Consider the following 26,463-nt stretch of genomic DNA (forward strand, 5'->3'; position numbering starts at 1 on the left):
CTGTTTTTGTAAGAATGCGCATCCAAAGTCATGTCTAAGTGCCTGATTTGCATGTGGATTCCGATGAATTTGTAACGACCTTTGACAAGTCAAAGTGTCACTTTTATCATCCTGCGAGATTGTTTTAACAAGATTCGGACTGTTCTCATTTGCGGCTGCGTATGTTCGCCGCATCATTACGAGTTTCCGAGGGAGAGCCAATGCAGCATTTCGTACTTCATTCCATGGCGCGCCTAGCGGTAGGGGTTGTGATCGGTTGCGGCGTGATCGTGTCGAATGCAGTGCATGCTGATACGGTCTTCAAGGACACGGAAGTCCGCGCCGACGTCAAGCCCGAAGCCAAGCCGGGCCTCATCTCCAACGTGATGAGCAAGACCGGCGACGTCGTCATGAACGCCCTGGGCATGATCGGTCTGCGCTACCGTTTCGGCGGCAACACGCCGGAATCGGGCCTCGACTGCAGCGGCTTCGTCCGCTACGTTTTCAACGACACGTTCGGTTTCCTGCTGCCGCGTCGCGCCGTGGAAATGAGCCGTGTGGGCACCAGCGTGGACACGGCTGAACTGCGTCCCGGCGACTTGGTGTTCTTCAACACCATGCGCCACACGTTCTCGCACGTCGGCATCTACATCGGCGACAACAAGTTTGTGCACGCACCGTCCACCGGCAGCAAGATCCGCGTGGATGACATGACTGCCTCGTACTGGGTGACGCGCTACAACGGTGCCCGCCGCATCGAAGGCAACTCGGGCGCCGCAATCAAGGATGGCGCCGACAACTTTGTCGAGCAACTCAAGCGAGTCGATCCGAACGCCGCCGGCAAGCCGCTGGCAATGTACGGCGGTTGATTCGCTCGGGCCCGCTATCACGCAATAAAAAAAGACCGCTGCGGCGGTCTTTTTTGTTGTCCGCTGACCGGAGTGTCAGTGCGGCGGCAGTGGGGTGCCCACGATGGTCTGCGTCAAATGCAGCTTCTCCCGCAGCAGCGGCATGGCGGCCTGCGCGGCTTGCTCGCCTGCGAGAATCGCCTCGTTGCGGGCGGTAAAGTCGCTGCCCTTCACAAACGGCAGCGACGGCGTGATCACCACATCGGCCTGGGCCAGCTCCGTCTTGCTGATGCTCTGGCCCATGATGGCCGTCGTCTGAAGCAGCATGCTCGCCTGTCCTGACACCGCCTGGTTGGAGGGGTCCGCTGAGATGTTCACTGCAATCACGAACGTCGCGCCCATCTGCTTGACGTAGGTAACGGGCACGGGCGCCACCAAGCCGCCGTCCACATATTGGCGACCGCTGATCGTTACCGGCTGGAACACGCCCGGGATACTGCAGGACGCACGCACCGCCTGACCGGTATTGCCGCGCCGGAACAGGATCGGCTTGCCGCTCGCCAGGTCCGTCGCGACGATGCCGAGCGGAATGCGCATCTGCTCGATGCTCTTTTGCTTGACCAGCCGGTTGATGTATTTCTCCAGCGCCTCGCCCTTGAGCCAGCCGCCGAAGCGCGTGCCGAACGGCAATGCCCAGTCGGCGATCATGGCCTCGTCCATCTTGAGCGCCATGCGGTTCATTTCCAACCCCGACATGCCCGATGCGTAGATGGCCGCCACCACGCTGCCCGCGCTCGTCCCGGTGATGAAGTCGATCTGAATGCCCTGGGCTTCCAGCATCTTGATGACGCCGATGTGCGCAAAACCGCGCGCGGCGCCGCCGCCCAGTGCCAATCCGATCCGGACGGGCTGCGTGGCTGGCTGGGCCGTGGGCGGAAGTACAGCCGTGGCGGGCGTGACGGGCGTTTCAGTTTTGCCGGACGAAAAGCCCGTCACGGTGCAGGCGGAGAGCATCGAGGCGCCGGCGGCGCCCAGGAAGAGGCGGCGTTGCATGAGGAGGTTAGGGCGGTTGGGTATGTCGCGCAGTGATGTTCGGTCGTACTCGAGCGCGCTGCGGCCGGCCGCCATTGTGCCAAAGTTCGGCGACGGATCGGTCAGACTGGCGCAGCTCGGTTGCTATAATTTCGGTTTTGATAGAGGCCGCCCAGAATCCGCGCTCAGGATTCGATCGCGCGGCCTTATTCGTTCAGCCATTCCTATGACACAGCGCGTCCGCACTCGTTTCGCTCCAAGCCCCACTGGTTTCATCCACCTGGGCAACATCCGCTCGGCACTTTATCCGTGGGCCTTCGCACGCAAGATGAAGGGCGATTTCATCCTGCGCATTGAAGACACCGATGTGGAGCGCTCCAGCCAGGAAGCCGTCGACGTGATCCTGGAAGCGATGGCCTGGCTGGACATGGATATCGACGAAGGCCCCTTCTACCAGATGCAGCGCATGGACCGTTACCGCGCCGTGGTCGCGCAGATGGTTCAGCAGGATCTGGCTTACCCGTGCTACATGAGCACCGAAGAGCTGGATGCCCTGCGCGAGGCGCAACGCGAGCGCGGCGAGAAGCCCCGCTACGACGGCACCTGGCGCCCTATGCCTGGCAAGGTGTTGCCGACGCCGCCGGCCGGCGTGCAGCCTGTGATCCGTTTCAAGAACCCCATTGGCGGGAGCGTCGTGTGGGACGACGCAGTGAAGGGCCGCATCGAAATCTCCAACGACGAACTCGACGACCTGGTGATCGCGCGCCCCGACGGTACGCCCACGTACAACTTCTGCGTGGTCGTTGACGACATGGATATGCAGATCACCCATGTGATCCGCGGAGACGACCACGTCAACAACACCCCCCGCCAGATCAACATCCTGCGCGCGCTTGGCGGTACGCCGCCGGTCTATGCTCACTTGCCGACCGTGCTCAACGAGCAGGGCGAGAAGATGAGCAAGCGCCACGGCGCCATGGCCGTCACCGGCTACCGTGATGCGGGCTATCTGCCCGAAGCCATCGTCAACTACCTTGCCCGCCTGGGCTGGGCCCACGGTGATGCCGAGATCTTCTCGCGCGAGCAGTTCATCGAGTGGTTCGACCTTGAGCATTTGGGCAAGTCGCCCGCGCAATACAACCCTGAAAAGCTTGCCTGGCTGAACAACCACTACATCAAGCAGGCCGATAACGCGCGCCTGGCCGATCTGGTGAAGCCGTTCATTGAGGAGCTGGGTGGCAAGGTCGATGGCGGCCCTGTGCTGGCCGACGTGATCGCGCTGGTGAAGGATCGCGCCAACACGCTCCGTGAAGTCGCCCAGACGGCGCTGCTGTTCTATCGCACGGATATCACGGTCGAGCCGGAACTGGCTGCGCAACACCTCACCGACGACGTACGCCCTGGCATTGCCGCGCTGGCCGAGAAGCTGGGCGCATTGCCCGAGTGGAAACGCGAGGCCATTGGCGCCGCCTTCAAGGAAGTGTTGGCCGCACAGGGCTGGAAGATGCCGAAGCTGGCAATGCCGGTGCGCCTGTTGGTGGCGGGCCAACTGCAAACGCCGTCGATTGATGCCGTGCTGGAACTGTTCGGTCGCGACGTCGTTCTGCGTCGCTTGGCGGCGTGATCAATGCGGCTCAAAAATTTTTGCGAAAGGGTATTGCCAAGCGCTAAACACTTCCCCTATACTCTTGTTTTCGCTGCAACACGAAGCGAAATGCAGTAAGAAGCAAGCAGTAAAAGGCAGTACCTTGGGGCTATAGCTCAGCTGGGAGAGCGCTTGCATGGCATGCAAGAGGTCAGCGGTTCGATCCCGCTTAGCTCCACCAAAATGCCGGAAGATTCGATTCAAAAATAAATTTTGAAAAGAGGCTTCCAAAACGCAAAAAAGTTCGTTATAGTAGCGGACTTCGCTGCGTAAGACAGAAAGCGTTGCAAAACAGTTTCTGTCCCCTTCGTCTAGAGGCCTAGGACATCACCCTTTCACGGTGAGTACAGGGGTTCGAATCCCCTAGGGGACGCCAAAACAAGAGCTTAACCAGAAGCTCATTAGCAAAATCAGTCTCTAGCTGATTTTGCAACCGACACGGAGCGGTAGTTCAGTCGGTTAGAATACCGGCCTGTCACGCCGGGGGTCGCGGGTTCGAGTCCCGTCCGCTCCGCCAAATCAAAACCCGCTGCTTGCAGCGGGTTTTTTCTTTTGCGCTTTCTATTCAATTCCAGTCGATCCGGATTGATGTCGTTTTAAAGCGGCCGCGAATGGCTTGCTTTAATCGGCGGTGCGGCTGACGCGATTGAAATAGCTGAGCAGCAATGCACCGGCCACCATCAAACTGAGCGCATTGGCCGCCCAAAAGCCCGCTGCGCCACGCAGTGCCGTCGCAACGTCCCCTAGCAGTCCAAATCCGAGCACATAGCCGCCGCCCAGGCCTACGCCCCACAGTGAGAGCGCGTAGATAACGGTTGGGATGAGCGCGATCTTGTATGCGCGCAGGATAAACGCCGTCATGACCTGTAGCGCGTCAAACATCTGGTAGAAGGCGATGAAGGGCAGCAGGGGCACCGCAATCGCCAGGACAGCGGCATCGTGCGTGTAGAGGCCCACCAACTCCCGCCGCAGGAACAACACCGCCGCGCCAACGATGACCGCACACATCACCGCCAACCTGATGCCGTTCAACGAGATGCGCCGGGCCGCCACGCGATCGCGCGCGCCGATCGATTGCGCCGCCAGCGTAGACGTCGCGATCGACAGTGACAGCGGCACCATATAGGCAACCGCCCCCAGGTTGGCTGCAATTTGGTGTCCGGCCAGCACAACCGTGCCGAGGCGGGCGATGAAGATCGCCATCAATGTGAACGACGTGATCTCGATCAGATAGGTGAAGCCCATCGGCACACCCAGGCGTACCAGCGCCCACAGCCGTGCACGGTTGGGCGGCGAGTAGCGCGTGAAAATCGCGAACGGCCTGTAAGCCGGATTGCGCGTCAGGATGGCAATCGCTGCGGCAAACCATAGCCAACTGATGATCATCGAGGCGAGTGCGCATCCCGGGCCGCCCATCGCCGGGAGGCCCACGCCGCCATACAGGAAGAGCGCGTTCAGCGGCAACTTGATGGCAAGACCTGCCAGCTGCAGCACCGTCACCATCACGGGGCGCGACAGTGCGTTGTTCAGCGCAGAGTAGATCCGGAAGCCGAGCGCTGCGGGCAACGCGAGCGCTTCATACCGCAGATAGGCGGTGGCTTTCTCCGTGAGTTCCGGCGTGGCGTCCGCCAGTTGCAGGAGTGGGGCGGGGAACCAGAGGATCAGCATGCCGATCGCCGCGAGCACCAGTCCGAGCCAAACGGCCTGGCGCACTTCTTGGCCGATCTCGCTGTGCCGTTGCGCGCCGTACAGTTGTCCGGCGATGGGCGAGAGCGCTTGCAGTACGCCCATCAGGCTGATGTAGATCGTCACGTAGATCGATCCGCCGAGCCCGATGGCAGCGAGGTCTGCCGCAGAGGCGCGGCCGGCCATCGCCGTATCGAGGACGCCAAAGGCGATGACTGCCAACTGGCCGATCAGTACCGGCCAAGCCAGTGCGGTAATGCGGCGGACGTCGGCGACAAACATGGAGGTGCTGCGGAAGCGTTACTGGCGCAGTTTGCGTCGGCGTGTGGTTGCCGGGTTCGGCGGCGGATGCGTGGCCGCCGCGGCCTCGGTCAGGCGGTACATACGGAAGTGCTCATCGCGGTCGGCGGGGCGGCGGCCTTCCCAGATCAGGCGCCACTCGAAGTTGGAGACGCTCGTTGGTGCGCCGTAGTCGTATGGGTCGTGGCGCAGCAGGATGTCGCAGTTGTCTTCCGCATTGCCAAAACGGATGTGGCCGAAGTACGCGAACGACGCGAGCTGCGCATCGCCCATGCGGATCGGCTGCACACACGTGTAGGTGCGCGGCAGCGCCAGGGCGGCTGACTGCGCGACATCGCGGTAGGTCTTGGCGTAGTTGATGGTGGGCAGCCACAGCGTCATCATCAGCACCCACATCAGTGTGGTGCCGGCGGCCGAGATCACCACGGCACGCCAGATGGCCTTGGGCGCGCGCGATGTGCGCCAGACGACGATCAGCACCCACGCGGCAGTCACGAGCAGCGCGCATACCAGTGCGGTCCAGCTGAACTCGGGTCGATAGCCGGGCACGATGCGGTACACGTTGCGCGCAAGCTGAGGCGGGAAACCCGTCATCTTGGCGATCCACAGCAGCCAGAGCGTGCCGCCCAGGATGGTGAAGGCCAGCAGCGCAAACCAGTCGATTGCGCTGATGGCACCGCGCTTGAGCGTTGGCAGCGCGAACGTCGCCATCACGGCCATCGGCGGAATCAGCAAGAGGAAACCGTCGTCGCCCGGGTGAGGCTGCATGAGCAGCAATACAAATTGCGGCAGGAAGACAGCCAGCGGCAGCGTGATATGCGGAGCGGTACGCATGCCGCCCCAGCTCTTCCATGCCCATGCAGCCAGCGGCCAGACCGGCCATGCGAACAGCGGCAGGTTGCGCGCGACAAAGCCAAGCGAATGGGCCGTGGGGCCAGCATACTGATGGCGATCGAAGCGCGCCCATTCTCGAACGTACGTCACAGCGTCAGTCGGATTATTTGCCAGCAAGTACGCCATCGCCGGCCATGAGCAGCCGATAACGAGCGACACGGGCAGCGCCACTGTCAGCAGCGGGCGCAGCGGCACCACGCGCGTGGCGTGTGCGGCGATCAATACGGCCACCGTGATTGCCAATGGCAGGATTGGGCCGCCCGCCAGCGACAGGCAACCGATGCCGACGCCGTAGATGAGGCTGCCGTGCACCGGCTTGTCGAGCGCGCGGATCAAGCCATATACCGCGACCGCAACGAAGCACAGCGCCCCAACGAGCGGCGTCGTCTCGTGACCGCGCTGCGCCAGGCCTACGCAGGCGAGGAAGATCAGCAGCGCACCATCCGCAAGCGTACGGCCGTAGTCGCGCGTGTTGGGCTGGCCACCGAAGACGAATTCAAACGGTTGGACCTCCGCACGGCGCCCCAGCAGATAGGCGCCATACCAGATGCACGCGCAGGTGACGAAGAAGAAGAGAGCGGTGGCCAGGCGCGACGCATCTGCCGGCCCCAGCCATTGTCCGAAGAGGCGAATGAACGCCCCGCCGATCCAGAACACCAGCGGCCCCGATTGCACGACCGGGCGGCCGACGATGTTCGGCATCAGCCAGTCCAGCGCGTTGCCGGTGGCCAGCGTCCACATCGCGCCGAAGCCGGCGGCGTCTTCGTTCTTCCACGGGTCGCGCGAGAACAGCCCCGACAGGCCGTAGATGACGCAGATGGCGAGCAGCAGCCAACGCGGCAACTCGCGGGTGGCGGCGGCAGTCAGGCGGATGCGCGAGACGCGGGTGGTGTTCATCGAGTGTCAGACCAGGCGAGCCCAGCCGGGGTTGCACAGCGACGTGCGGATCGTAAAGAGGGGCCGAATCAACGGCCTACCATGTGCCGAGAAACAAAAAAGGCAGCCGGAGCTGCCTTTTTCTGACCACTAAGACGGTCTGCACTGAGCGGATCATGCGCTGAGCCGTCTCCGGCGCCGATATTACTTGGCAGCCTTGCCGATCTTGCTGCCGAACTTGTTGCGGAACTTTTCGACGCGGCCGGCCGTGTCCAGAACCTTTTGCTGGCCCGTGTAGAACGGGTGCGATTCGGACGAGACTTCGATCTTGGCCAGCGGATATTCCTTGCCGTCCAGCGTGATCATTTCCTTGGTCTGGATGGTCGAGCGGGTGATGAACTTGAAGTCGCTGGACATGTCCTGGAACACGACTTCGCGGTAATTCGGGTGAATGCCTTCTTTCATGATGGGCCCTGGGGTAGAGGTAGCCAATTCGCGGCGCGCTTCAGGTGCTCACAGGGTAGGAGCCACCGTGCGACCAGCCCTCGAATCACTTGCCGGGTGGAGAAACGAGAATTATGCCAGAGAAACAAAGGCTTGAGCAACGCGCTTGCCGCAAAATCCGTCGTGCCGGCGCATCGAAAAGTGACTAATCAAGCCTATTTCGATCACGGCGCGGCCAAGCGTTCGATCGTCAGCACGCCGTGGCCGTCCAGGTCCATCGTTTTGGTGTCGCCGATGCGCAACGAGGTGTCGAGGTTGCGTGTCCAGGTATCGACCCGGGCAGGGGCCTCCGCGTCAGGGGAGGGCTGGAACCGATGGAGCGTTACGCCGATGGAGAGTGTCTGAAACTCGCCCGACACGACCATCGGCCGCAGGGTGACGTCGACGCCGGTCTTGGCCCAGCGGTGACGTATGAATTGGCACGTGGTGGTGTCGCAGCCCTGCGGGATCGTGTCGTCGGGCAGGCCGGCGGCGAAGCGCGTCTCCCATTCTTTGCGCGGCATCGAACCGCCCACGTCGTACGTATGCGTACGTTCGAGCAAGGCAACGTGCTGCCCCGTGGTGGACGTGTCCGTCGCAAGCGTGACGCGTTTGGTTTCGGATTGCCCATCGAATTGCGCGGTGACGCTGAGGACCACGGGCACGGTGGGTTGTGCCAACACCGTACCGGCAGCGAGGCAGCTAGCGAGCAGCGTTGCACGAAGCGCTTGGCGAATCGTCATGGCAGGAAGCCCTCCTGGCGTTGTTCAGATTCCAGCACGCGCCGTGCCGGATCCTGCAGGTAGAAGGCCTGCAGGAGCGCGTACAACGACGGCAGCGTCTCTAGCATGGCCACCGGTTCGACGAAGAACACCTCCGACGCCACCGCAAAGAACTCAGCCGGATGCTCTGCGCCATAAGGGTCGAGCAACGACAGGATCGGATCGTCGCTCCACCGGCGCTCCGGAATCTGCTCGCAACGATGGGCAAAGGCGTCGTACTCGGCGTAGAGGTCATCGGCCCATTGCTCGCGGTCGACGCTGCCATGCAGGCGCGATGAAAACGCCGGGATGCCGTCCGATTCGCCGTTGAGCATGTCCAGCTTGTGCGCGAACTCATGCATGACCACGTTGTACGGCTGCGCGCCGGGCTCGGCCAGTGCGCCTCCGAGTTCGATGTCCTGCCACGACAGGATGACCGGGCCGTGCTCCCATGCTTCGCCGGCGGCTTCTTCGCGCACGTGGTGCACGACGCCGTCTTCGTCCATGACTTCCTTGCGGATGATGAACTCGCCGGGGTAGATCACCACACCGTGCCATCCCCCGTACCACGAGATGCCCAATTCCAGGATCGGCACACTTGCCTGCACGGCAATGCTGACCACCATCTCGTCGGTGAGCAGCAAATCGTGCGCGGTGGTGAACTCCTTTTCGGCGATGAAGAGCGTGGCCGTTTCACGCAGGCGTGCGAGGTCCGCGTCAGGCCAATCGAGCAGAAAGGGCAGGCCGTCGAGCGCGCGTGACCACAGCGCGTCGGAGATGGCGTAACGGGTCAGGCGCCGCGTGCGTGCGCGGCCTGAGAACCAGCGGAAAACGGACGAAAGCATGCGGCCAGTATATCGGCCGTCGCGTGCGACTTTGCGACGTGCGCTCTCGCTTTGGATGGAGTCAGGCGACCGAGAGCAGGCGCGCCCCGCGCTGATTGGCGACGTATACCGCCTCGGTGCGGCTGCGGACCTTCAGGCGCCGATACAGCGTGCTGATATGCGCCTTGGCTGTGGCCTCGGAGATGTTCAGCATGCGGCTGATCGTCTTGACCGGATGCCCGCGCGAGAGCAGCACCAGAATCTCGTACTGCCGCGGCGTAATGCCGAGCAGCTTTGGATCGGTTTGCGGGTCGCCTGCGAGCGCCGGGTTGGGCGCGCCGTCCAGACGCGATTCCGGCAGCAGCGCGCTGGCCGGAATGTATTGACCGCCCACGAGCACCAGCTCAAGCGAAGCCGCGATGACTTCGCCCGGCGAATGCTTGAGCGTGTACCCCGACAAGCCCATCTGCATGAGCGTACGGATAATGTCGGGCGATTCGGATTCAGCCAGCACGACCACGTGGCGCGCGTGCGGGCGGTGCATGATCTCGCCGATGGCCGACAACTCGTCGAGATGTGGCAGCGGCAGGCCGATCACAAGAAGACCTGCATCGGCATTGGTTTCGATGGCGTCGAACATCCCTTCGTCCGGTTCGACGACAGTGACGCCAGTGACGCCCTTGAGCGTCCGTAGCAGGTGCGCAATGCCTGTACGCACCAACGGATGGGCTTCGATCAAAACAGTGTTCATCGTTGTTCTCGACCTGTTACCGATCTTGCGAACATCCTTGTCGCCCAGGCGAGATACAGGCCGGAGCAGACCCCCGTTCCGAATCATTTTAGTGGCGGAAGTCAAAAATGACAGGCGCCACGGCCATGCCTCGGGACCCTCGTTGCTGCGTCCTGGGTACTGTAGCCCAGCGTTTGCCAGGGCGCGCAATTCGGCCACCGGAGAGCCTCCACCTGACTACCGCGGTTTTTATGGCGACCGCTGTTTCAGTCGCGACACAAAAAACGCATGCCATGCCGGGTTGGGTGGTTCTCCGTGTGAAAAATATCCCGTTAAAACAAGGCGTTAGCCGTCATGGCATGGATGTCGCTCTATACCCTTCGGGGAGGAGCGAGCCATGCCGACAATCGCGCAGCGCTGTGCTCGACGTTTGCCGTTCGGGTGGATGGTCGAGAAGACCGGAGTGGTCGCAAATCGCGCGGCCATGGTCGTCATGAAGCCGGCGCTCGCAGTAGACGGCGATCTCGTTATGCGGCGTGTCATCACGCTGCTGGTCGCCCTTCGAAGCGTTCTCGCCGATACGTTGCCGGCGCGACTCGCATTCGGTCCTATTCCCACCCGCGCATTCGATCCATCCACCGGTTCTGTCGTGTCCGCGCTCACGGACGGCGAACTGAGTACGTCGCATGCGTGGCTTAACAATCCAACGGCGACGGGGCTTGCGCAATCCCCCCGGAAGTGGGGTGTATCGAGGCATGTGCAGCTACCGCGCCGGATTACAGGCGCCGCGTCAGTCTCTCGGCGGCGGGCGTCATTGTTGATGCTCGCGAAGGCGCACCAAAATGTGGCGCGTTCGCAACGTGCAACGGACGGGGTGGCATCGTACCCGTTCAACGGTTTCGTGCTCCGTCCCCCGGCGGGCACTCTTTTCTTACTAGTCATCCTTCGCATGGGATCCCGATGCAAGCCAACCTGACCGCGTTTGCTGCGCTGGCGGCCTCCGTTTCGTCTGGTGCCGGCTGCCGGATTCAGTCCGTTGAACCAACTATTGGATGGACCGGATGAGGAGCTCGCGCGGCCAATTCGGTCTCGCCGCTTCTCCTTCTCCAAAGCGCATCCGGGACGCAGCATCAGCGCTACGCCCCGACGATCGGAATGAAAGCGATGCGACCAAGCCTAGGCCGGATGCAGCGGATGCTCTGCCCGAATGCCGTGCTTCTGCATCAACCGATACAGCGTGACGCGCGACACTGCCAGTTCGCGCGCCGTCATGCCCATATGGAAGCCGTTGCGGGCGATGGCCGTGCGAATGGCATCCGATTCGGCGCCTTCGCGTGCTTCTTCCAGCGTCTGGCCCGACACGGAGGCATAGCCTTCGAGATGCAGGTCGGCGGCCGAGATCTTGCGGTTGTCGGTCATCACCAGAGCGCGACGCACGCGGTTGATGAGCTCGCGCACGTTGCCCGGCCAGGGGTAATGCATCATCGCGTGGAGCGCGCAGGGCGTGAACCCGCGGATGCGGTGCGAGGCTTCGCTCGCGTGCTGAGCCAGGATGTGTTCGGCCAGCAGCACGATGTCACTGCCGCGTTCGCGAAGCGGTGGCACCGACAAGGTCAGCACGCACAGTCGATGAAACAGGTCGGTACGGAATCCGCCGTGGTGTTGGGCCGCTTCCAAGTCCACGTGCGTTGCCGAGATGATGCGGATGTCCAGCGGAATCGCCTGGTGTCCGCCCAGACGCGTGATCGTGCCTTGCTGCAGGAAGCGCAGCAGGCTGACTTGGCTCTCCAGCGGCAGGTCGCCGATTTCATCGAGGAACAGCGTGCCGCCGTTGGCGTGCTCCACCCAGCCGATATGACGCTGGTGCGCGCCGGTAAAGGCGCCTTTTTCATAGCCGAACAATTCGGACTGGATCAGATGCGGCGGAATCGCCCCGCAATTGATGGCGATGAACGGGCCGCCTGCGCGCGAGGACGCCTCGTGAATGGCCTGCGCGGTCAGCTCCTTGCCGGTGCCCGATTCGCCGGCGATGAAGGCCGGTGCGTTGTTTTGAGCGACCTTGCGGATCGCGCGAAACAGACCGTGCATGGCGGGGCACTCGCCCAGCATGCGCGCATGATTGGCCTTCGGCGTGGGCGTGACTTCCTGCGCGAGCGATGCCATGCCCCAGGCGTGACGCAGCGAATACGCTGCCTCGTCCGTGCGCAGCGGCATCTGCACGTAGTCCACGCAGTAATCGCGCACAAGCTGGCGCACGCGTTCGTGATTGAGCATGGCCGGCGGCAGCGCGGCCACCCAGCCCACATGCGGCACCTGCATGCATCGCTCGAGCAGATCCAGCTCCGCAGCCGAGAACGCACTGCCGAAATCCACCAACCCCGCCTTGGGAACGCCGTCACGAATGGCACAGCCCAGCTCACGCATCGAGGTCACGCGTCGCACCTGCCAGTCCGCACCCAGAATCGTTTCGTCGATCTCCCCCATCCCCGCGCGTGACGCCACTACGACGGTTCGGCACGCAGCAGTACATTCCAGCGACTCTTCGCGCATGGTTTCCCCCGTTCGATTTTTCGTGTGGTTTGTTCGTTGCCGAGGCGGCTCGGCCAGGGCAGGCTTGCAGTATGGTTGCCGCGTTTCTGTTTTGCGATGAAGTTTAAGGACGATGGTGGCAAACGCTTGCGCAGCGGCTTCGTAATGCAAATGAACTAGCGAATTTCACAACTTTGACGCGAGAATCCCCTGTAAAAACAGGCAGTTGACCCAGCAATAAAAAAGCGCACCACAACGGGTGCGCTTTTCGCTATGCAGGCAGGAGACTTAGCCGCCGCGTCGCATCATGTCGAAGAACTCGGCGTTGTTCTTCGTCGTCTTGAGTTTGTCGAGCAGGAATTCCATCGCCTCGACTTCATCCATGTCGTGGATGAACTTACGCAGAATCCACACCTTCTGCAGGATGTCCGGCTTGATCAGCAGTTCTTCGCGGCGCGTGCCCGACTTGTTCAGGTTGATGGCCGGGTAGACGCGCTTCTCGGCCAGGCGGCGTTCGAGGTGCACTTCCATGTTGCCGGTGCCCTTGAATTCTTCGTAGATCACGTCGTCCATGCGGCTGCCGGTTTCGATCAGCGCCGTGCCGATGATGGTCAGCGAACCGCCTTCTTCCAGGTTACGCGCCGCACCGAAGAAACGCTTCGGGCGCTGCAGCGCGTTGGCGTCGACACCGCCGGTCAGCACCTTGCCCGAGGTCGGCACCACGGTGTTGTAGGCACGGGCCAGACGCGTGATCGAGTCCAGCACGATCACCACGTCCTTCTTCAGCTCGACCAGGCGCTTGGCCTTTTCGATGACCATTTCAGCCACTTGCACGTGACGCACGGCAGGCTCATCGAACGTCGATGCCACCACTTCGCCGCGCACGGTGCGCTGCATTTCGGTCACTTCTTCCGGGCGCTCGTCGATCAGCAGCACGAACAGCTCGGCTTCCGGATGGTTCGTCGCGATGGCGTGCGCAATGTGCTGCAGCATCACGGTCTTGCCCGACTTCGGGCTTGCCACCAGCAGCGCGCGTTGGCCGCGGCCGATCGGGGCAATCATGTCGATGATGCGGCCGGTGATGTTTTCTTCGGCCTTGATGTCGCGTTCGAGCGTGAGCGGCTTGTTGGGGTGCAGCGGCGTCAGGTTCTCGAACATGATGCGGTTCTTGACCGCTTCGGGAGGCTGCGCGTTGACCTTGTCGACCTTCACCAGCGCGAAGTAGCGTTCGCCGTCCTTGGGCGTGCGGACTTCGCCTTCGATCGTGTCACCGGTGTGCAGATTGAATCGGCGGATCTGCGACGGGCTGATGTAGATGTCGTCGGTGCTGGCCAGATACGAAGTCTCGGGCGAGCGCAGAAAACCGAAGCCGTCGGGCAGGACTTCAAGCGTGCCATCACCGAAAATCGTTTCGCCCTGTTTCGCCTTCTTTTTCAGGATGGCAAACATCAATTCCTGTTTGCGCATGCGCTGCGCGTTATCGATCTCCAGCTGTCCCGCCATTTCCAGCAATTGGGACACGTGCAAGGATTTCAGTTCTGTCAGATGCATAGACGAAAGATGAGGGAAGGGCCCGAACGGGCGGCGAAACGAGAAACGGGGGAGGGGGGAAAGGTCGAGCGAACGCTCGGGGAAACAGATTGGCTGCCATCTTAGCACAACGCTGGCGAGCTTCCAGGCGGAAGTGCGCCAGCGTGTGTGGGGGGCAACGCGAAGGGTCGCCCGCAGCCGAAAGCGGCTTACAGGTGGCTGTCCAGGAATGCGGTCAGTTGCGACTTGGACAGCGCGCCGACCTTCTGAGCGGCCACAGCGCCATTCTTGAACAGAATCAGCGTCGGGATGCCGCGAATGCCGAACTTGGCCGGCACGCCCTGGTTCTCATCGACGTTGATCTTGGCGATCTGCACTTTCTCGCCGTAGTCCTTGGAAACTTCGTCCAGGATCGGGGCGATCATTTTGCAGGGACCGCACCATTCGGCCCAGAAATCGACCAGCACGGGTTTGTCGGACTTGAGCACGTCTGCCTCGAAGGACGCGTCGCTCACATACTTGATCTGTTCGCTCATGGCGGGAACCTCTGTTATTTCGTAAAAGCTGGCGACGTGCGCCGAACCCATACATTACACGATTACACGAACCAGCGTGTATTGGGACCACTGTCGGCGCGGGTGCTGCTGATATAGTACCGAGGCCCCCATTTTCAACCGATTTGACCGTTGATTGTGGCTATCGCATCGATAGCTGCAGGTCTTCGCTTTCCGGTATATCGCCATATTCCACGCATGCAGACGCTTGCCTTCGCGCCCGGCCCAGCATTCCTTTCCCGTGCCGCCGACGCTGCATGGCGCTTTCTGGATGCGCACGCGCAAACCGCCGGCAGCGCCACGATCGTCGTGCCGACCGCCGCTCAGATACCGGGCGTGCGCAGTGCCCTGCATGCCAGCGCGCAGGCGGCCGGCACGCCGCGTTTGCTGCCGCGCATTCTGACCTTGGGGCATTGGCTGCTCGATTTGCCACCGGAAGCAGGCTTGCCCGCCGCACGCACGCCGCTATCCCGATTGCTTGCGGTGCAGCAGGCCCTCAAGACGCAGGCTTGGCTGCGTGAAGCGCTCGGCGCACAGGACGATGCCGCCCTCTGGGGCGTCGCGCAGGTGCTCGTGACGGTGTCGGATGAGCTGTCGCAACGCTGGCTGACGCTAGACGCGGCGCACAGCGGCGCAGATGGACGGCCCGATGAGCTGGAGTCCGCGTTGGCCGAGGCGTTGGAACGCACCTACGCACAATTATCTGAACGCTTTCTTGGTACCGAATCGCGCATTGTGCTGACGTTCTGGCGCTTGCTGTCGGGCGCGACGGACCCGATTCCAATGCGGTTGCGCGCTATGCGGCGTCTGCTTGACGAACTGCACGGCCCCATCGTCTGGATGAGCCCGACGGACGCCGAGGCGGTCGACCTCGATTTTCTGCAGCGTGCCGCCGAGCGCGTGCCGGTGCTGAGCATCGGCTACGACTGGAATGCGCCCGAGACCGGCACATCTGCGGCGCCTTCCACGCATGCGGATTTTCGCGACTTGCTGCTGCACGCCTGGCCCGAGTGCGCGACGGCCGCACAGGCTGCGGACGATGGCGCCGATGCGCAGATGCCGGCGCCAATCCTGCGCATTGCCGGCGCCGCGCGTTTTGAGGACGAAGCGGCCTTCGCCGCGCATACGCTGGTCGATTGGCTGAACGCCGGGCGCCGCTCGTTGGCGTTGGTGGCGCAGGATCGCATCGTGGCGCGGCGTGTTCGCGCGTTGCTGGCGCGCGTGAACGTGCCGGTGCGCGACGAGACCGGCTGGAAACTTTCGACGACGCGCGCCGCTGCGGCGCTCATGCGCTGGGTCGACGTGGTGCAGGGCGACGGCGATACCGCGGCGCTCCTCGATCTCGTCAAAAGCCCATTCTGTTTGCGCGATGCAGATGCCGGTACGGCCACGCCCGCATGGGTCGCAGAGCTGGAGCGCCGGGTGCGCCGGCACAACGTTTCGGGCGGTTGGGGGCGATTGCGCCGACTGGTGGCCGACCGCTCCGCCAATGAAGCCGATGGCGAAGCGAAGGTCAGCCGCCTGGCCGATCGCCTCGGCGTGTTGGCCGACGAAGCCGCGCTGTGGCGCCGGGCAGGCAGCGCGACGCTTGACGCCTGGGTAACGCTGCTGGCAGGCACGCTCGATCGCCTGCATATGCGCACCGGCTTGCAGAACGACGATGCAGGCCGCCAGTTGCTGGACTGGATTGATCGTCTGCGCACATCGATACACGGCAGCACCGATGCGGGCGCGCGATTCTCGCTCACCGAGTGGCGTGCCTTGCTGTCGATGCTGCTCGAATCTGCGGTCTTCAGCGAGCCTTCACCGCCGGCGGACCGGCGCGTTGTCATCCTGCCCCTGAATGGCGCGCGCATGCGGCGCTTCGATGGCGTGGTGGTGGTCGGCTGCGACGATGCGCAGTTGCCCTCGGCACAGCCGGAGTGGCTGTTTTTCTCCAACGATGTGCGCCGGGAATTGGGCTTGCCCGACCGCGCCCAGCGCTTTGCGCAGCAGGCGCGGGACCTGGCCGAAGTGCTGCTCAATCAGCCCGAGGTGGTGTTGACTTGGCAACGCCACGGCGGACGCGGCGAGCCGCATCGGCTTTCCGGCTGGCTAGAACGTCTGCAACGCCGGTTGGCGGTGAGCGGTGTGCGTATCGATACGTCGGTCACGTTGCCCAGCCTGCAGACCACGAGCCAGCCGACCGACATGCCTGCGCCCTCCGCGCCGACGCTGGTGCCGTCCAAGCTCAGTGCGGCTGCTTACAACAGCCTGCGCCGCTGTCCTTACCAGTTTTTCGTCGGCCGCATGCTGCGCCTGGGCGAGTTGGAAGAGGTGTCCGATGAGCTGGAGAAACGCGACATCGGCGAGATTTTGCACGCGATCCTGCATCGCTTTCACCGGCAGCTGCTGGAAGCGCCGATGCACGATCCGGCGGATCGCCAAGCACTGCTGCAAACGATCACCGACGAGCAGTTCGGCCCGCTCCTGGCCGAGGATGGCAACGCGCTGCGCTTCTATCGGCGCTGGCTCGGCGTGATGCCCTCGTACTTGGCATGGCAGGCCGCGCGCGAGGCCGATGGCTGGCGCTTTGAGGCGGGCGAGGTCGATGTCGATACGTCCATCACGTTGCCGGACGAGCGCCCGCTGCGCCTGCGCGGTCGCATCGACCGCATTGACGTGCACGACGAAAACGGCGTGGCGGTGCTCGATTACAAGACGCAATCGCAAATGGTGCTCGTGCGTCGCGCCAAGACGCCGTTTGAGGATTGCCAGCTGCCGTTTTACGGCGTGCTCGACGCGCGCGCGGATTCCGGCGGCTGGGTTTCGCTGGACGGCGAGGCGCGCGGGGACAAGCGCGACGTTGCATTGCCCGACTTCACGCAAGTTGTCGACTGGTTGATCGAACAGATGCAAAAGGACATGACGGCCCTCGCAGCCGGTGCGCCGCTGCCGGCGTTCGGTGATGAATCGGCGTGCCGCTATTGCGCGGCGCGTGGCTTGTGCCGCAAGGGGTATTGGACCGACGGCGCGCCCCGCGAGCCGGAGGGGGCGGCATGAGCGATCACGCTTACGAACGCGACGGCGCGGCCGTCTCGCCCGAGGCTTTTTCGCGCGCGGCGTGCGATCCGCAGCGCTCGGTCGTGGTGGAAGCGTGTGCGGGCAGCGGCAAGACGTGGCTGCTGGTCACGCGCATGTTGCGTTTGCTGCTGGCAGGTGCGGCACCGTCCGACATTCTCGCCATCACGTTCACGCGCAAGGCGGCCGAAGAGATGCGCCAGCGTTTGCTCGACATCCTCGCGCAGCTGGCCAGCGCCGACGATGAAGGCGTCGTGCGAGAGCTCATCGCCCGCACGGTGGATGAGCGTGATGCGCCGGCGCTGATTGAAACCGCGCGCGGGCTGTATGCGCGCGTGCTGGAATCGCCGTCGCGCATGGCGATCGACACGTTCCACGGTTGGTTTGGTTCGCTGCTGCGGGGGGCGCCGTTGTCGTCCGGCGTGCAGCAGGGCGCGTCGTTGCGTGAAGACGCCGGGCGGCTGCGGCGTGAAGCTTGGGCGCCTTTCTGGCGCGGCTTGCTGGCCGAAGATCACGCTGAATTGCGCGCCGCGTATGAAACGCTTGCCGATTTGGTCGGCGATTTCCAGGCCGGTCGCCTGCTCGACGCCATGTTCCATCAGCGCAGCGATTGGTGGGCCTACAAGACGCAGGCGAGCGGTCGTCCGCTGGATGCGCTGGATGAGCTGCTCGGCGACGATGCGACGGTCGATCCGCTGATCGAAGCGCTGCAGGATGCGGCGTTGCTCGCCGACATGCTGCGCGTATCCGGCTGGCTCGGGCAGGGCGGTGCGGCCGAGGGCAAGCGTGCGGTGGCCATTGAATCTGCGGTCACCGCGGCGCGCGGAATGGACCTGTCGGATGAGGCCGCCCGCGCGCAGGCCTTTGACGTGCTGTTTGCCGCTTTCCACACGCAGGCCGGCAAGGCGCGCGCTTGCAAGCCGACCAAGGCGCTCATCAAAGCCGTCGGCGACGAGCACGCCCAAACGCTGGTGACCTTGCACACCACGCTCTGCGAGACGCTGACGACCATCCAGGCCCGCCGCCAGGAAGCCCGCGTGCGCGCCGTCAACGCTGCATTGTTTGCGCTGGGCGACGCACTCATCGATCGCTATCAGGCGTATAAGCGCCAGGCGCGGGCGATGGACTTCACCGATCTCGAATGGGAAGCGGCGCGCCTGATGCAGCAAGACGATACCGCCGCCTACCTGCAGGTGCGGCTCGACGCGCGCTACAAGCATCTGCTGCTCGACGAGTTTCAGGATACGAACCCGATGCAGTGGCGCATCCTGCAAGGCTGGCTGGCCGGCTATGCAGGCACCGGCATGCAGCCGAGCGTGTTTCTGGTGGGCGATCCGAAGCAATCGATCTACCGTTTCCGCCGCGCGGATGCGCGGTTGTTCGATGCTGCGCGTGAAATGCTGGTCGCCGAATTCAACGCGACCGTGCTGCGCACCAACCGCACGCGTCGCAATGCGCCGGCCGTGCTGGAGTGGGTCAACGCCGTATTCCTGCAGGCGCGGGCGCGCGGCGACTATCCCATCTACGCTGAGCAAAGCACCGCCGTGGATGCGCCTGTGGGCCAAGCGCTGCTGTTGCCGCTGGTGCCCGTGCCTGAAGTCGAGCAGGCCGACGAAGCTGCACCCCGCGATACGCTGACCGAACCGCGCGAAGAGGCCGGCGATTCGCAGCGATATGCAGAGGGCCGCCAAGTGGCCGCCTGCCTGCGCGCGTTGCACGTCAGCGAGCGCATTCGCGAAGGCGGTGTCGAGCGCCCTGTGCGCTGGAGCGATTTCCAGCTGCTCGTCCGCCGCAAGCGCTATCTCGCCGATTACGAACGCGCGCTGCGCGACGCGGGTGTGCCGTATTTGAGCCCGCGCCGCGGCGGTCTGCTGGCGACGCTCGAAGCGCTCGATTTGTGCGCGTTGCTCGATTTCCTCATGACGCCGCAGGCCGATTTGTCGCTCGCGCATGTGCTGCGCAGCCCGGTCTTTGCCGCCTCGGACGATGATCTCATCGCGCTGGCGCAGTTTGGCGAAGGCGCGGTCGCACTGACATGGTGGGAGCGGCTGACCGCGTTGGCCGGACAGACCGACGCGCCGCCCACGTTTCGCCACGCGCATCGCATGCTGTCGCGTTGGCTGGCGGTGGCGCCCACACTGCCGGTGCACGATCTGCTGGATCACATCGTCTACACCGGCGAACTCAAGCGCCGCTACGCTGAGCGCGCACCCGCCGCCAATCGCGACCAGGTGCTCGCCAACGTGGATGCGTTTCTGAAGCTTGCGCTTGACCTGGACGGTGGCCGGTATCCGAGCCTGCCGAAATTCATGGCGGAGCTGCGCGCCATCCGCCAAGGCGACGAGGACGAAAGCCCCGACGAAGGCATGCAGGGCGACACGGAAGCGCCGGATGCCATCGACGCCGAAGTCGCCAGCGAAGGGCTCGACGCTGTACAGATATTGACCGTACATGCGTCGAAGGGGCTCGAAGCGCCGTTCGTCGTGCTGCTCGACAGCCACCACAGCGACGCGCGCGTCGACACCGCCGGGATCTTGATCGACTGGCCGCCCGGCGCGCCGGCACCCGCGCATTTCTCGGCGTTTGGCAAGACATCCGAGCGTGGCTTGGCGCGCGGGCCTCTCTTCAAGCAGGAAAACGAGCTTGCGGAGCGCGAGAACTGGAACCTGCTCTACGTGGCGATGACGCGCGCGCGGCAAGCGCTGATCGTTTCCGGCGTCGCCAACAAGCGTGATGCCACGGCGGCCCAATCTGTCGATGAGGGCGATGCGCCCGAAGTGGACGGCACGGCCAGTTGGTACACGCTGCTCGCTACGGCCGGGGTTGCGTCACCCGCGCCGAGGCTTGATGGCGCAACCGATTCGGCCGTCAATGCTGCCGCGGCGGAGGCTGTTTCTTACCACGACTTCCGCGCGCCGCTGACGGTGACGGTGCGTGTCGGTGCGGCGGGCGCATCCGCCGAAGGTCCCGCCGATATCGTCTTCGACCAAGGGGCCGTGGCGCAGGGCGAACTGCTGCATGCGGTGCTCGAACGCTTGACGCGCCGGGGATTGCCCGAGCAGGCGCCCGACGCCGAGACGATCGCGCGCTGGTTCGCCGCGACCGGCATCACGCAAGCCGATGCCACACGCGCCGCCGATGCCGTGCGCCGGATGCTTTCCGCCCAAGCGTTGGCGCATGTCTTCGACCCCGCGCACTTCGACGCCGCGCATAACGAGATCGAACTCTTCGGCCCCGACGGCGCGCTGTTGCGCATCGATCGCCTGATCGAACGCGGCAGCGACATCCTCGTGGTCGACTACAAGCTGCGCCTGCTGCCCGTCGAACGCGCCGCCTATGCGGACCAGCTGCGCGACTATGTGGCCGCCGTCGCGCCGATGTATCCGGGGCGCAGCGTGCGCGCGGGCGTGGCGACTGCGCAGGGGGAGTGGATCGACCTGGATGCCCTGCCCAAGCCGGTGCAGACGTCACACGACGACGGCCAAGGCGCGTTGTTCTGACGCGGGCAGGACAGACGAAAAGGGGAAGGGTGATGCGGAAGGGAAAAGAGAAGGGGGACGAGCCTGACCCTCGGCACTGGCGGAAAACGGCTGTGGCTGCTTCGTTCCCGACCTGACCAGGTTGACCGCGCCACCATGCGAGGAGGCCCGTCCGACCGCCATTGTAACCGACTCGCACGTCCTCACTTGAATATCCTTGCAATTCGCTCGGCGCGCATGGCGGTTGACCCCTCCAAAACCGCGTCGGAAATCCACCTCGCTTTGCTACAATCCGCCGCATGAGTTATCAAGTGCTCGCCCGCAAGTGGCGCCCTCGCGATTTCACCACGCTGGTCGGTCAGGAACACGTGGTGAAAGCGCTCACGCATGCGCTCGAACAGCAGCGCCTGCACCACGCATACCTGTTCACGGGCACGCGTGGTGTCGGCAAGACGACGCTGTCGCGCATCCTTGCCAAATCGCTCAATTGCGTCGGCGCGGACGGGCAGGGCGGCATCACTGCGCAGCCGTGCGGCGTGTGCCGCGCCTGTACCGAGATCGATGCCGGGCGCTTTGTCGATTACATCGAGATGGATGCCGCCTCCAACCGCGGCGTCGACGAGATGGCGCAGCTGTTGGACCGCGCGGTCTACGCGCCCACAAGCGGTCGCTTCAAGGTCTACATGATCGACGAAGTGCACATGCTGACCAACCACGCCTTCAACGCGATGTTGAAGACGCTGGAAGAGCCGCCCGAGCACGTCAAGTTCATCCTCGCGACCACCGATCCGCAGAAGATTCCGGTGACGGTGCTGTCGCGCTGCCTGCAGTTCAACCTCAAGCAGATGCCGCCGGGACACATCGTGTCTCACCTCGATCGCATCCTCGGGGAAGAGGGCATCGCCCACGAGCCGAACGCGCTGCGTCTGCTCGCGGCGGCCGCACAAGGTTCGATGCGCGATGCGCTGTCGCTCACCGATCAGGCCATCGCGTATAGCGCGGGCGAGGTCAGCGAAGCTGCCGTGCGCGGCATGCTTGGCGCGATTGATCAAAGCTACCTCGTGCGCCTGCTGGATGCGCTGGCCGACGAGAACGGCGCCGCGCTTGTCGAGATTGCCGATGAGATGGCTGGGCGCAGTCTGAGCTTCTCGGGCGCACTGCAGGACCTTGCATCGCTGCTGCAGAAGATTGCGCTGGCGCAGGTTGTGCCCGCCGCTGTGCAAGACGACTGGCCCGAGGCCGACGATGTGCGCCGCCTTGCCGAGCGGTTCGATGCGCAGTCGGTGCAACTGTTCTACCAGTTTGCCAACCTGGGCCGCAACGAATTGGCGCTTGCGCCGGACGAATACGCCGGTTTCACGATGACGCTGCTGCGTATGCTGGCGTTCCAGCCCGGGCAGTCGGGTGGGGACGCGGCGCCGCCTTCGGGCGGTGGCGGCGCGAAGCGGGCGATGCCGTTGGCGGCAACCCCTGCCGCATCGATGCGGCCTGCGGCTACTGCGACGGCGCCCGTGGTAGCGCCGGCCGCTCAGGTTGCGCCGGTGGCAGTGCGTCCGGAGCCAATGGTCGAGGCGCCGCGTGCGAGTTATCAAGCGACACCGGCGGCGCCAGCGCCCGTTGCAGCGGCTGTGCAGACGCCGGCTGCCGCGCCAGCGCGTCGTTCGCCGGCGATGGAAGCCTTGGCTGCCGCGCGCCAGGCGTCGAGTCGTGGCCGTGGTGGAGCATCTGCACCCGCCGCTACGCCGGTGGCCGCGCCAGCGCCTGTCGCACGATCTGCCCCTCCCGTTGCAGGCCCACGTCCGAATTCGGCTGCTGCGCCGGCATCCGTGCCGCAGCGCCGTGAGCCGCCGGTTGCGGCTGCCGCGCCTTCCGACGACGGCCCGCCGCCTTGGGATGAAATGCCGGGCGAATTGGCTCCACCGTCGCTTGAAGAGATGGATGCAGCCTTTGCCGGCTGGGATTCCGCTTCGAGCGTGCGCCCTGGGGCGCCTGAGTCGGTAGCACGTCCCGCACAGATCGAGGCGCCGGTAGCGGCACCCGCTCCGGCCAAGGCGGTCGCTCCAGAGCCGGTAGCGGCAGCTACACCGCCTGACCTGAGCGCCAGCGGTCTGACCACGTTCGACGGCAATTGGCCGGCGCTGGCAGCGAGCCTGCCGATTCGCGGTCTTGCCCAACAACTGGCTTACCAGAGCGAATTGGCGGCCGTGGAAGGCGTAACGATGCGCCTGCGTGTTCCGCTGCCCCCGCTGACCGACGCCAACGTCGTCGAGCGCCTGGAGGCAGCATTGACAGAACACTTCGGCACGCCCGTTCGCGTGGCGTGCGATATCGGGCCTGCACGCGCCACCGCGGCGGCTGTCGATGCCGAGCAGCGCGCTGAGCGTCAACGCAATGCCGAAGACGCCATCGCCGCCAACCCGTTTGTGCAGGCGTTGGTTCGGGACTTTGCGGCGCAGGTCGTCCCTGGTTCGATCCAACCGCACGCGCACTGAACCGCATCCCCAGACCTGAACATTGAACATCGGCGCGCCCACGGAGCGGCGCGCCTTGCATGACCCATTTCAAGGAGCAACGACCATGATGAAAGGCCAGATCGCCGGGCTGATGAAGCAGGCCCAGCAGATGCAGGAAAACATGAAGAAGGCGCAGGAGCAACTCGCCCTGATCGAAGTGGAAGGCGTGTCGGGCGCTGGCCTCGTGAAGGTGGTGATGACCTGCAAGAACGACGTGAAGCGTGTGTCGATCGACCCGAGCCTTGTGGCCGAAGGCGAGGACAAGGATCTGCTCGAAGACCTCATCGCCGCTGCGTTCAACGACGCCGTGCGAAAGGCCGAGGCCACCACGCAAGAGAAGATGGGCTCGCTCACTTCCGGCCTGGGCGGCATGGCGAGCATGTTGCCGCCCGGCTTCAAGCTGCCGTTCTAATCGACGCTGATCAGGATCGCGCCATGGTGCTGGAATCTGCGCTGCTGCACGTCAGGCCCGGCCAGGAGGCCGCCTTCGAGGCGGCCTTCGGTGAGGCGCGTCACCTCATCGGTGCGATGCGGGGGTTCGTTTCGCTGTCGTTGTCGCGCTGCATGGAGCGGGCGAGCGACTATCTGCTGCTCGTGCAGTGGCAGACGCTGGAAGATCACACCATCGGCTTCCGGCAGTCGCCGGAGTACCGGCGCTGGCGTGCGCTGCTGCACCACTTCTATGATCCGGTGCCGGAAGTGCTGCACCACACGACTGTTCTGGAGCACGCGTGATGCGTAACGCTCCAGGCACGCCGTCGGCGCTGCAGATGCTGGTCGAGGCCTTGCGCGTGCTGCCGGGGGTCGGCCCCAAGTCCGCCCAGCGCATGGCTTATCACCTGATGCAGCATGACCGCGAGGGCGCGGCGCAGCTGGCCCAGGCGCTGTCTGACGCGACGGAATCCATCCAGCATTGCAGCCGCTGCAATACCTTTACCGAGCAGGAAGTTTGCGAGACCTGCCTGGACACGCGCCGCGATGCATCGGTCCTGTGCGTGGTGGAAACGCCCGCTGATCAGATGATGATCGAGCAGACGCTGACGTATCGCGGTCAATACTTCGTGCTGATGGGGCGGCTCTCGCCGCTCGACAACATCGGCCCGAAAGAGATTCACCTCGAACGCTTGCTGGCCCGTGCGACCGATCCTGCGCTGGGCGGGCCGTGCACCGAGGTCATCCTCGCCACCAACTTCACCAGCGAAGGCGAGGCGACGGCGCACTACATCGGCGAGATGTTGAAGGCCCGCGGCATCAAGGCAACGCGTCTGGCGCGTGGCGTGCCGGTGGGCGGTGAGCTGGAATACGTGGACGCGGGCACCATCGCCCGCGCGGTGCTGGATCGGCGTCAGCTCTGAGCCGGCGCCGCTGAATGTCAGAACTCGGTATGCAGGCGCGTACCGAAAAATACGGCGGGGCCGCGATCCGCGTTGTAGCCGGGGTTGCGGATCCATTGCACGTCGGCGCTGATCCACAGGTGCTTGGCCGCCTGGAAGCTATAGAACGCCTCGACGATCTGCTCGGGCGCGTAGTTCAGCTTGCCGTCTCCCAGGAATACGCCCACGCCGCCTTGCTGCAGGTAGCGGCGGTGATCAGGGGATAGCATGTTGATGGCCGCGGCCAGGCCCACCGTGTCTTCCGAACGTCCCCATTTGCTGCCCTTGACGATCGTGCCGAACGACACCGAACGGTCGATTTCCGTGAAGGCGTAGGTTTCCGTCTTGCCATCCGCCCACGACGCACGAGCGAAGACGCCAATGTCGTCGTTGATCTGCTGTTCGCCGCCGATGCCGACACCGACCTTGGTGTTGTCGCGTCGCGTGAGGCTGACGTCCGGCGCGCTGCCTGTCGATTGACCCAGGGCGAGGGCATCGTTGTAGCGCGCCATATTGGTTCGGTTGCGGAACAGCATGACGCGCAGCTTGCCTGGCTGGCCGGCAAGCGTGTGGCTGCGCTCGACTTCAAAGACATCGCCGTAGTGGCGGCCGATGCGCGTGTCGAGCGGCAGGCCGTTGGATTCTTCCGGTTGGATGAAGCGGCCGATGCGGTACGCCCAATCGCCGTCGTAATACTCCAGGGCGGCGCCCCAGGTGTAGCCGCGGGCATCGGCGGCGTAGTCGAACGCGCCGTGCGTGAGGAATGACCAGTTCAGGAATTGCGTGCGCGGGTCATGTGCGTACGTGACGCTGTCGAACACGTCCAGCACCGAAAAATTACCTGCCGTAACGACCAGGCGACGCTTGTCGACCGGGCCGGCAAACTGGTTCATCTCGGCTTCCTGGTCTTCGGTGCCGCCGCCCAGGCCAACGGTCTGGCGGAAGAAGGCGCGTGCGCGGTAGAGCGTCGGATCCGGGCCGGCCGTCTTTGCCAGCTCACCGTTGGTGAATCCGGCCAGACCATGCAGGCCCGAGAACGGCTGACCGAGCGCCATTTCGGGGTTGATATGGACTTCGGCGCCTTGCCAGAGGCGCATGCCCAGATCAAGCGTCGTCGTGACCGAATAGCTCGTCGTCGACTTGCCCGACAGGCTGTTCGGCCCGCTGTACGGCGAGTGGAACGACAGGTCGTGCTGCCAGACGTACGTCGCCTGGCCGTGGACGGCAAAGCGGTCTGGATCGTTGATCGCCCACTTGCTGCTGTCATCTGGTGTGCTTTCAGCTGCCAAGGCGTGGCCGGCGCTCAGGGAGAGCGCGCACAGGGCAGTCAGGCGGGCAAGACGGAACGGAAGCAACATGGCAGCAAG

Annotated in this window: 19 protein-coding genes, 3 tRNA genes and 1 other RNA gene; 11 read left to right on the forward strand and 12 right to left on the reverse strand. The window is 64.0% G+C overall.

The window, feature by feature from the left end; all coding sequences use genetic code 11:
* The first annotated feature begins 200 nt into the window (after positions 1-200).
* A complete protein-coding gene (locus R2669_RS18510; protein ID WP_027677664.1) occupies positions 201-848 on the forward strand; it encodes a C40 family peptidase in 648 nt (215 codons plus the stop codon).
* A 75-nt stretch (positions 849-923) separates the two neighbouring features.
* Here the strand turns inward: R2669_RS18510 and R2669_RS18515 are convergent, their stop codons facing one another.
* A complete protein-coding gene (locus tag R2669_RS18515) occupies positions 924-1,880 on the reverse strand; it encodes a patatin-like phospholipase family protein (protein ID WP_316887978.1) in 957 nt (318 codons plus the stop codon).
* 205 nt (positions 1,881-2,085) lie between these two features.
* Between R2669_RS18515 and gltX the strand changes: the two genes are divergently transcribed.
* The 4 genes from gltX (at position 2,086) to R2669_RS18535 (ending at position 4,021) form a co-directional block, all read left to right on the forward strand.
* Positions 2,086-3,483, forward strand: coding sequence for a glutamate--tRNA ligase (gene gltX, locus R2669_RS18520; protein ID WP_316875864.1), 1,398 nt, complete (start codon positions 2,086-2,088; stop codon positions 3,481-3,483).
* Between the two features lie 126 nt (positions 3,484-3,609).
* Positions 3,610-3,685, forward strand: a tRNA-Ala gene (locus R2669_RS18525).
* A gap of 119 nt (positions 3,686-3,804) precedes the next feature.
* Positions 3,805-3,880 (forward strand) — tRNA-Glu (locus tag R2669_RS18530).
* Positions 3,881-3,944: 64 nt separating this feature from the next.
* Positions 3,945-4,021: transfer RNA gene (locus R2669_RS18535), tRNA-Asp, on the forward strand.
* A 104-nt stretch (positions 4,022-4,125) separates the two neighbouring features.
* Here R2669_RS18535 and R2669_RS18540 read toward each other — a convergent pair.
* The 9 genes from R2669_RS18540 to trxA form a co-directional block, all read right to left on the reverse strand.
* Positions 4,126-5,472, reverse strand: coding sequence for an MATE family efflux transporter (locus tag R2669_RS18540; RefSeq protein ID WP_316901660.1), 1,347 nt, complete (start codon positions 5,470-5,472; stop codon positions 4,126-4,128).
* An 18-nt stretch (positions 5,473-5,490) separates the two neighbouring features.
* Positions 5,491-7,281, reverse strand: coding sequence for an ArnT family glycosyltransferase (locus R2669_RS18545; RefSeq protein WP_316901662.1), 1,791 nt, complete (start codon positions 7,279-7,281; stop codon positions 5,491-5,493).
* Between the two features lie 183 nt (positions 7,282-7,464).
* Positions 7,465-7,725: a type B 50S ribosomal protein L31 gene (locus R2669_RS18550; protein WP_004626237.1), complete on the reverse strand. Its 261-nt coding sequence runs from the start codon at positions 7,723-7,725 to the stop codon at positions 7,465-7,467.
* Between the two features lie 203 nt (positions 7,726-7,928).
* The gene (locus tag R2669_RS18555; RefSeq protein WP_316901664.1) at positions 7,929-8,486 is read right to left on the reverse strand and encodes a hypothetical protein; all 558 of its coding nucleotides are present in this window, start codon (positions 8,484-8,486) and stop codon (positions 7,929-7,931) included.
* Positions 8,483-9,349, reverse strand: a complete 867-nt coding sequence (locus tag R2669_RS18560) for a M90 family metallopeptidase (RefSeq protein ID WP_316901666.1) — start codon at positions 9,347-9,349, stop codon at positions 8,483-8,485. Before R2669_RS18560 ends, R2669_RS18555 begins: the two co-directional genes overlap by 4 nt.
* A gap of 61 nt (positions 9,350-9,410) precedes the next feature.
* Positions 9,411-10,079: a LuxR C-terminal-related transcriptional regulator gene (locus tag R2669_RS18565; RefSeq protein WP_009238433.1), complete on the reverse strand. Its 669-nt coding sequence runs from the start codon at positions 10,077-10,079 to the stop codon at positions 9,411-9,413.
* A gap of 1,155 nt (positions 10,080-11,234) precedes the next feature.
* Positions 11,235-12,608 (reverse strand): sigma-54 dependent transcriptional regulator, encoded by a 1,374-nt coding sequence (locus R2669_RS18570; RefSeq protein ID WP_316887968.1) that lies wholly within the window; start codon positions 12,606-12,608, stop codon positions 11,235-11,237.
* 267 nt (positions 12,609-12,875) lie between these two features.
* The gene (gene rho, locus R2669_RS18575) at positions 12,876-14,138 is read right to left on the reverse strand and encodes a transcription termination factor Rho (protein ID WP_027677655.1); all 1,263 of its coding nucleotides are present in this window, start codon (positions 14,136-14,138) and stop codon (positions 12,876-12,878) included.
* Between the two features lie 188 nt (positions 14,139-14,326).
* On the reverse strand, positions 14,327-14,653 hold the full coding sequence (trxA, locus tag R2669_RS18580; RefSeq protein WP_004626253.1) for a thioredoxin TrxA: 327 nt from the start codon (positions 14,651-14,653) through the stop codon (positions 14,327-14,329).
* Between the two features lie 216 nt (positions 14,654-14,869).
* Here trxA and R2669_RS18585 point away from each other — a divergent pair, with 216 nt between their 5' ends.
* Positions 14,870-17,713: a PD-(D/E)XK nuclease family protein gene (locus R2669_RS18585; protein ID WP_316901667.1), complete on the forward strand. Its 2,844-nt coding sequence runs from the start codon at positions 14,870-14,872 to the stop codon at positions 17,711-17,713.
* Positions 17,710-21,231: a UvrD-helicase domain-containing protein gene (locus R2669_RS18590; RefSeq protein ID WP_316901669.1), complete on the forward strand. Its 3,522-nt coding sequence runs from the start codon at positions 17,710-17,712 to the stop codon at positions 21,229-21,231. Before R2669_RS18585 ends, R2669_RS18590 begins: the two co-directional genes overlap by 4 nt.
* 53 nt (positions 21,232-21,284) lie before the next feature.
* Here R2669_RS18590 and ffs read toward each other — a convergent pair.
* Positions 21,285-21,383, reverse strand: an RNA gene (ffs, locus tag R2669_RS18595) — signal recognition particle sRNA small type.
* 126 nt (positions 21,384-21,509) lie between these two features.
* Here ffs and R2669_RS18600 point away from each other — a divergent pair.
* From R2669_RS18600 to recR, 4 genes are all read left to right on the forward strand, one after another.
* On the forward strand, positions 21,510-23,702 hold the full coding sequence (locus tag R2669_RS18600; RefSeq protein WP_316901671.1) for a DNA polymerase III subunit gamma/tau: 2,193 nt from the start codon (positions 21,510-21,512) through the stop codon (positions 23,700-23,702).
* 85 nt (positions 23,703-23,787) lie between these two features.
* Positions 23,788-24,135: a YbaB/EbfC family nucleoid-associated protein gene (locus R2669_RS18605; RefSeq protein WP_316901673.1), complete on the forward strand. Its 348-nt coding sequence runs from the start codon at positions 23,788-23,790 to the stop codon at positions 24,133-24,135.
* Between the two features lie 23 nt (positions 24,136-24,158).
* Positions 24,159-24,458: an antibiotic biosynthesis monooxygenase family protein gene (locus R2669_RS18610; RefSeq protein ID WP_316901675.1), complete on the forward strand. Its 300-nt coding sequence runs from the start codon at positions 24,159-24,161 to the stop codon at positions 24,456-24,458.
* Positions 24,458-25,078, forward strand: a complete 621-nt coding sequence (recR, locus tag R2669_RS18615; RefSeq protein ID WP_102066993.1) for a recombination mediator RecR — start codon at positions 24,458-24,460, stop codon at positions 25,076-25,078. Before R2669_RS18610 ends, recR begins: the two co-directional genes overlap by 1 nt.
* 17 nt (positions 25,079-25,095) lie before the next feature.
* On the opposite strand, the gene R2669_RS18620 is transcribed toward recR, so the two are convergent.
* A complete protein-coding gene (locus R2669_RS18620; protein WP_316901676.1) occupies positions 25,096-26,454 on the reverse strand; it encodes a carbohydrate porin in 1,359 nt (452 codons plus the stop codon).
* Positions 26,455-26,463: the final 9 nt, after the last annotated feature.

It is taken from the genome of Ralstonia edaphi (assembly GCF_958350185.1).
Taxonomy (GTDB): domain Bacteria; phylum Pseudomonadota; class Gammaproteobacteria; order Burkholderiales; family Burkholderiaceae; genus Ralstonia; species Ralstonia edaphi.

What these genes read in the sequence shown, in the direction of transcription:
- R2669_RS18510 (WP_027677664.1), top strand. Translation starts at nt 201, where the DNA reads ATGCAGCATTTCGTACTTCATTCCATGGCGCGCCTAGCGGTAGGGGTT.
- R2669_RS18515 (WP_316887978.1), bottom strand. Translation starts at nt 1,880, where the DNA reads ATGCAACGCCGCCTCTTCCTGGGCGCCGCCGGCGCCTCGATGCTCTCC.
- gltX (WP_316875864.1), top strand. Translation starts at nt 2,086, where the DNA reads ATGACACAGCGCGTCCGCACTCGTTTCGCTCCAAGCCCCACTGGTTTC.
- R2669_RS18540 (WP_316901660.1), bottom strand. Translation starts at nt 5,472, where the DNA reads ATGTTTGTCGCCGACGTCCGCCGCATTACCGCACTGGCTTGGCCGGTA.
- R2669_RS18545 (WP_316901662.1), bottom strand. Translation starts at nt 7,281, where the DNA reads ATGAACACCACCCGCGTCTCGCGCATCCGCCTGACTGCCGCCGCCACC.
- R2669_RS18550 (WP_004626237.1), bottom strand. Translation starts at nt 7,725, where the DNA reads ATGAAAGAAGGCATTCACCCGAATTACCGCGAAGTCGTGTTCCAGGAC.
- R2669_RS18555 (WP_316901664.1), bottom strand. Translation starts at nt 8,486, where the DNA reads ATGACGATTCGCCAAGCGCTTCGTGCAACGCTGCTCGCTAGCTGCCTC.
- R2669_RS18560 (WP_316901666.1), bottom strand. Translation starts at nt 9,349, where the DNA reads ATGCTTTCGTCCGTTTTCCGCTGGTTCTCAGGCCGCGCACGCACGCGG.
- R2669_RS18565 (WP_009238433.1), bottom strand. Translation starts at nt 10,079, where the DNA reads ATGAACACTGTTTTGATCGAAGCCCATCCGTTGGTGCGTACAGGCATT.
- R2669_RS18570 (WP_316887968.1), bottom strand. Translation starts at nt 12,608, where the DNA reads ATGCGCGAAGAGTCGCTGGAATGTACTGCTGCGTGCCGAACCGTCGTA.
- rho (WP_027677655.1), bottom strand. Translation starts at nt 14,138, where the DNA reads ATGCATCTGACAGAACTGAAATCCTTGCACGTGTCCCAATTGCTGGAA.
- trxA (WP_004626253.1), bottom strand. Translation starts at nt 14,653, where the DNA reads ATGAGCGAACAGATCAAGTATGTGAGCGACGCGTCCTTCGAGGCAGAC.
- R2669_RS18585 (WP_316901667.1), top strand. Translation starts at nt 14,870, where the DNA reads ATGCAGACGCTTGCCTTCGCGCCCGGCCCAGCATTCCTTTCCCGTGCC.
- R2669_RS18590 (WP_316901669.1), top strand. Translation starts at nt 17,710, where the DNA reads ATGAGCGATCACGCTTACGAACGCGACGGCGCGGCCGTCTCGCCCGAG.
- R2669_RS18600 (WP_316901671.1), top strand. Translation starts at nt 21,510, where the DNA reads ATGAGTTATCAAGTGCTCGCCCGCAAGTGGCGCCCTCGCGATTTCACC.
- R2669_RS18605 (WP_316901673.1), top strand. Translation starts at nt 23,788, where the DNA reads ATGATGAAAGGCCAGATCGCCGGGCTGATGAAGCAGGCCCAGCAGATG.
- R2669_RS18610 (WP_316901675.1), top strand. Translation starts at nt 24,159, where the DNA reads ATGGTGCTGGAATCTGCGCTGCTGCACGTCAGGCCCGGCCAGGAGGCC.
- recR (WP_102066993.1), top strand. Translation starts at nt 24,458, where the DNA reads ATGCGTAACGCTCCAGGCACGCCGTCGGCGCTGCAGATGCTGGTCGAG.
- R2669_RS18620 (WP_316901676.1), bottom strand. Translation starts at nt 26,454, where the DNA reads ATGTTGCTTCCGTTCCGTCTTGCCCGCCTGACTGCCCTGTGCGCGCTC.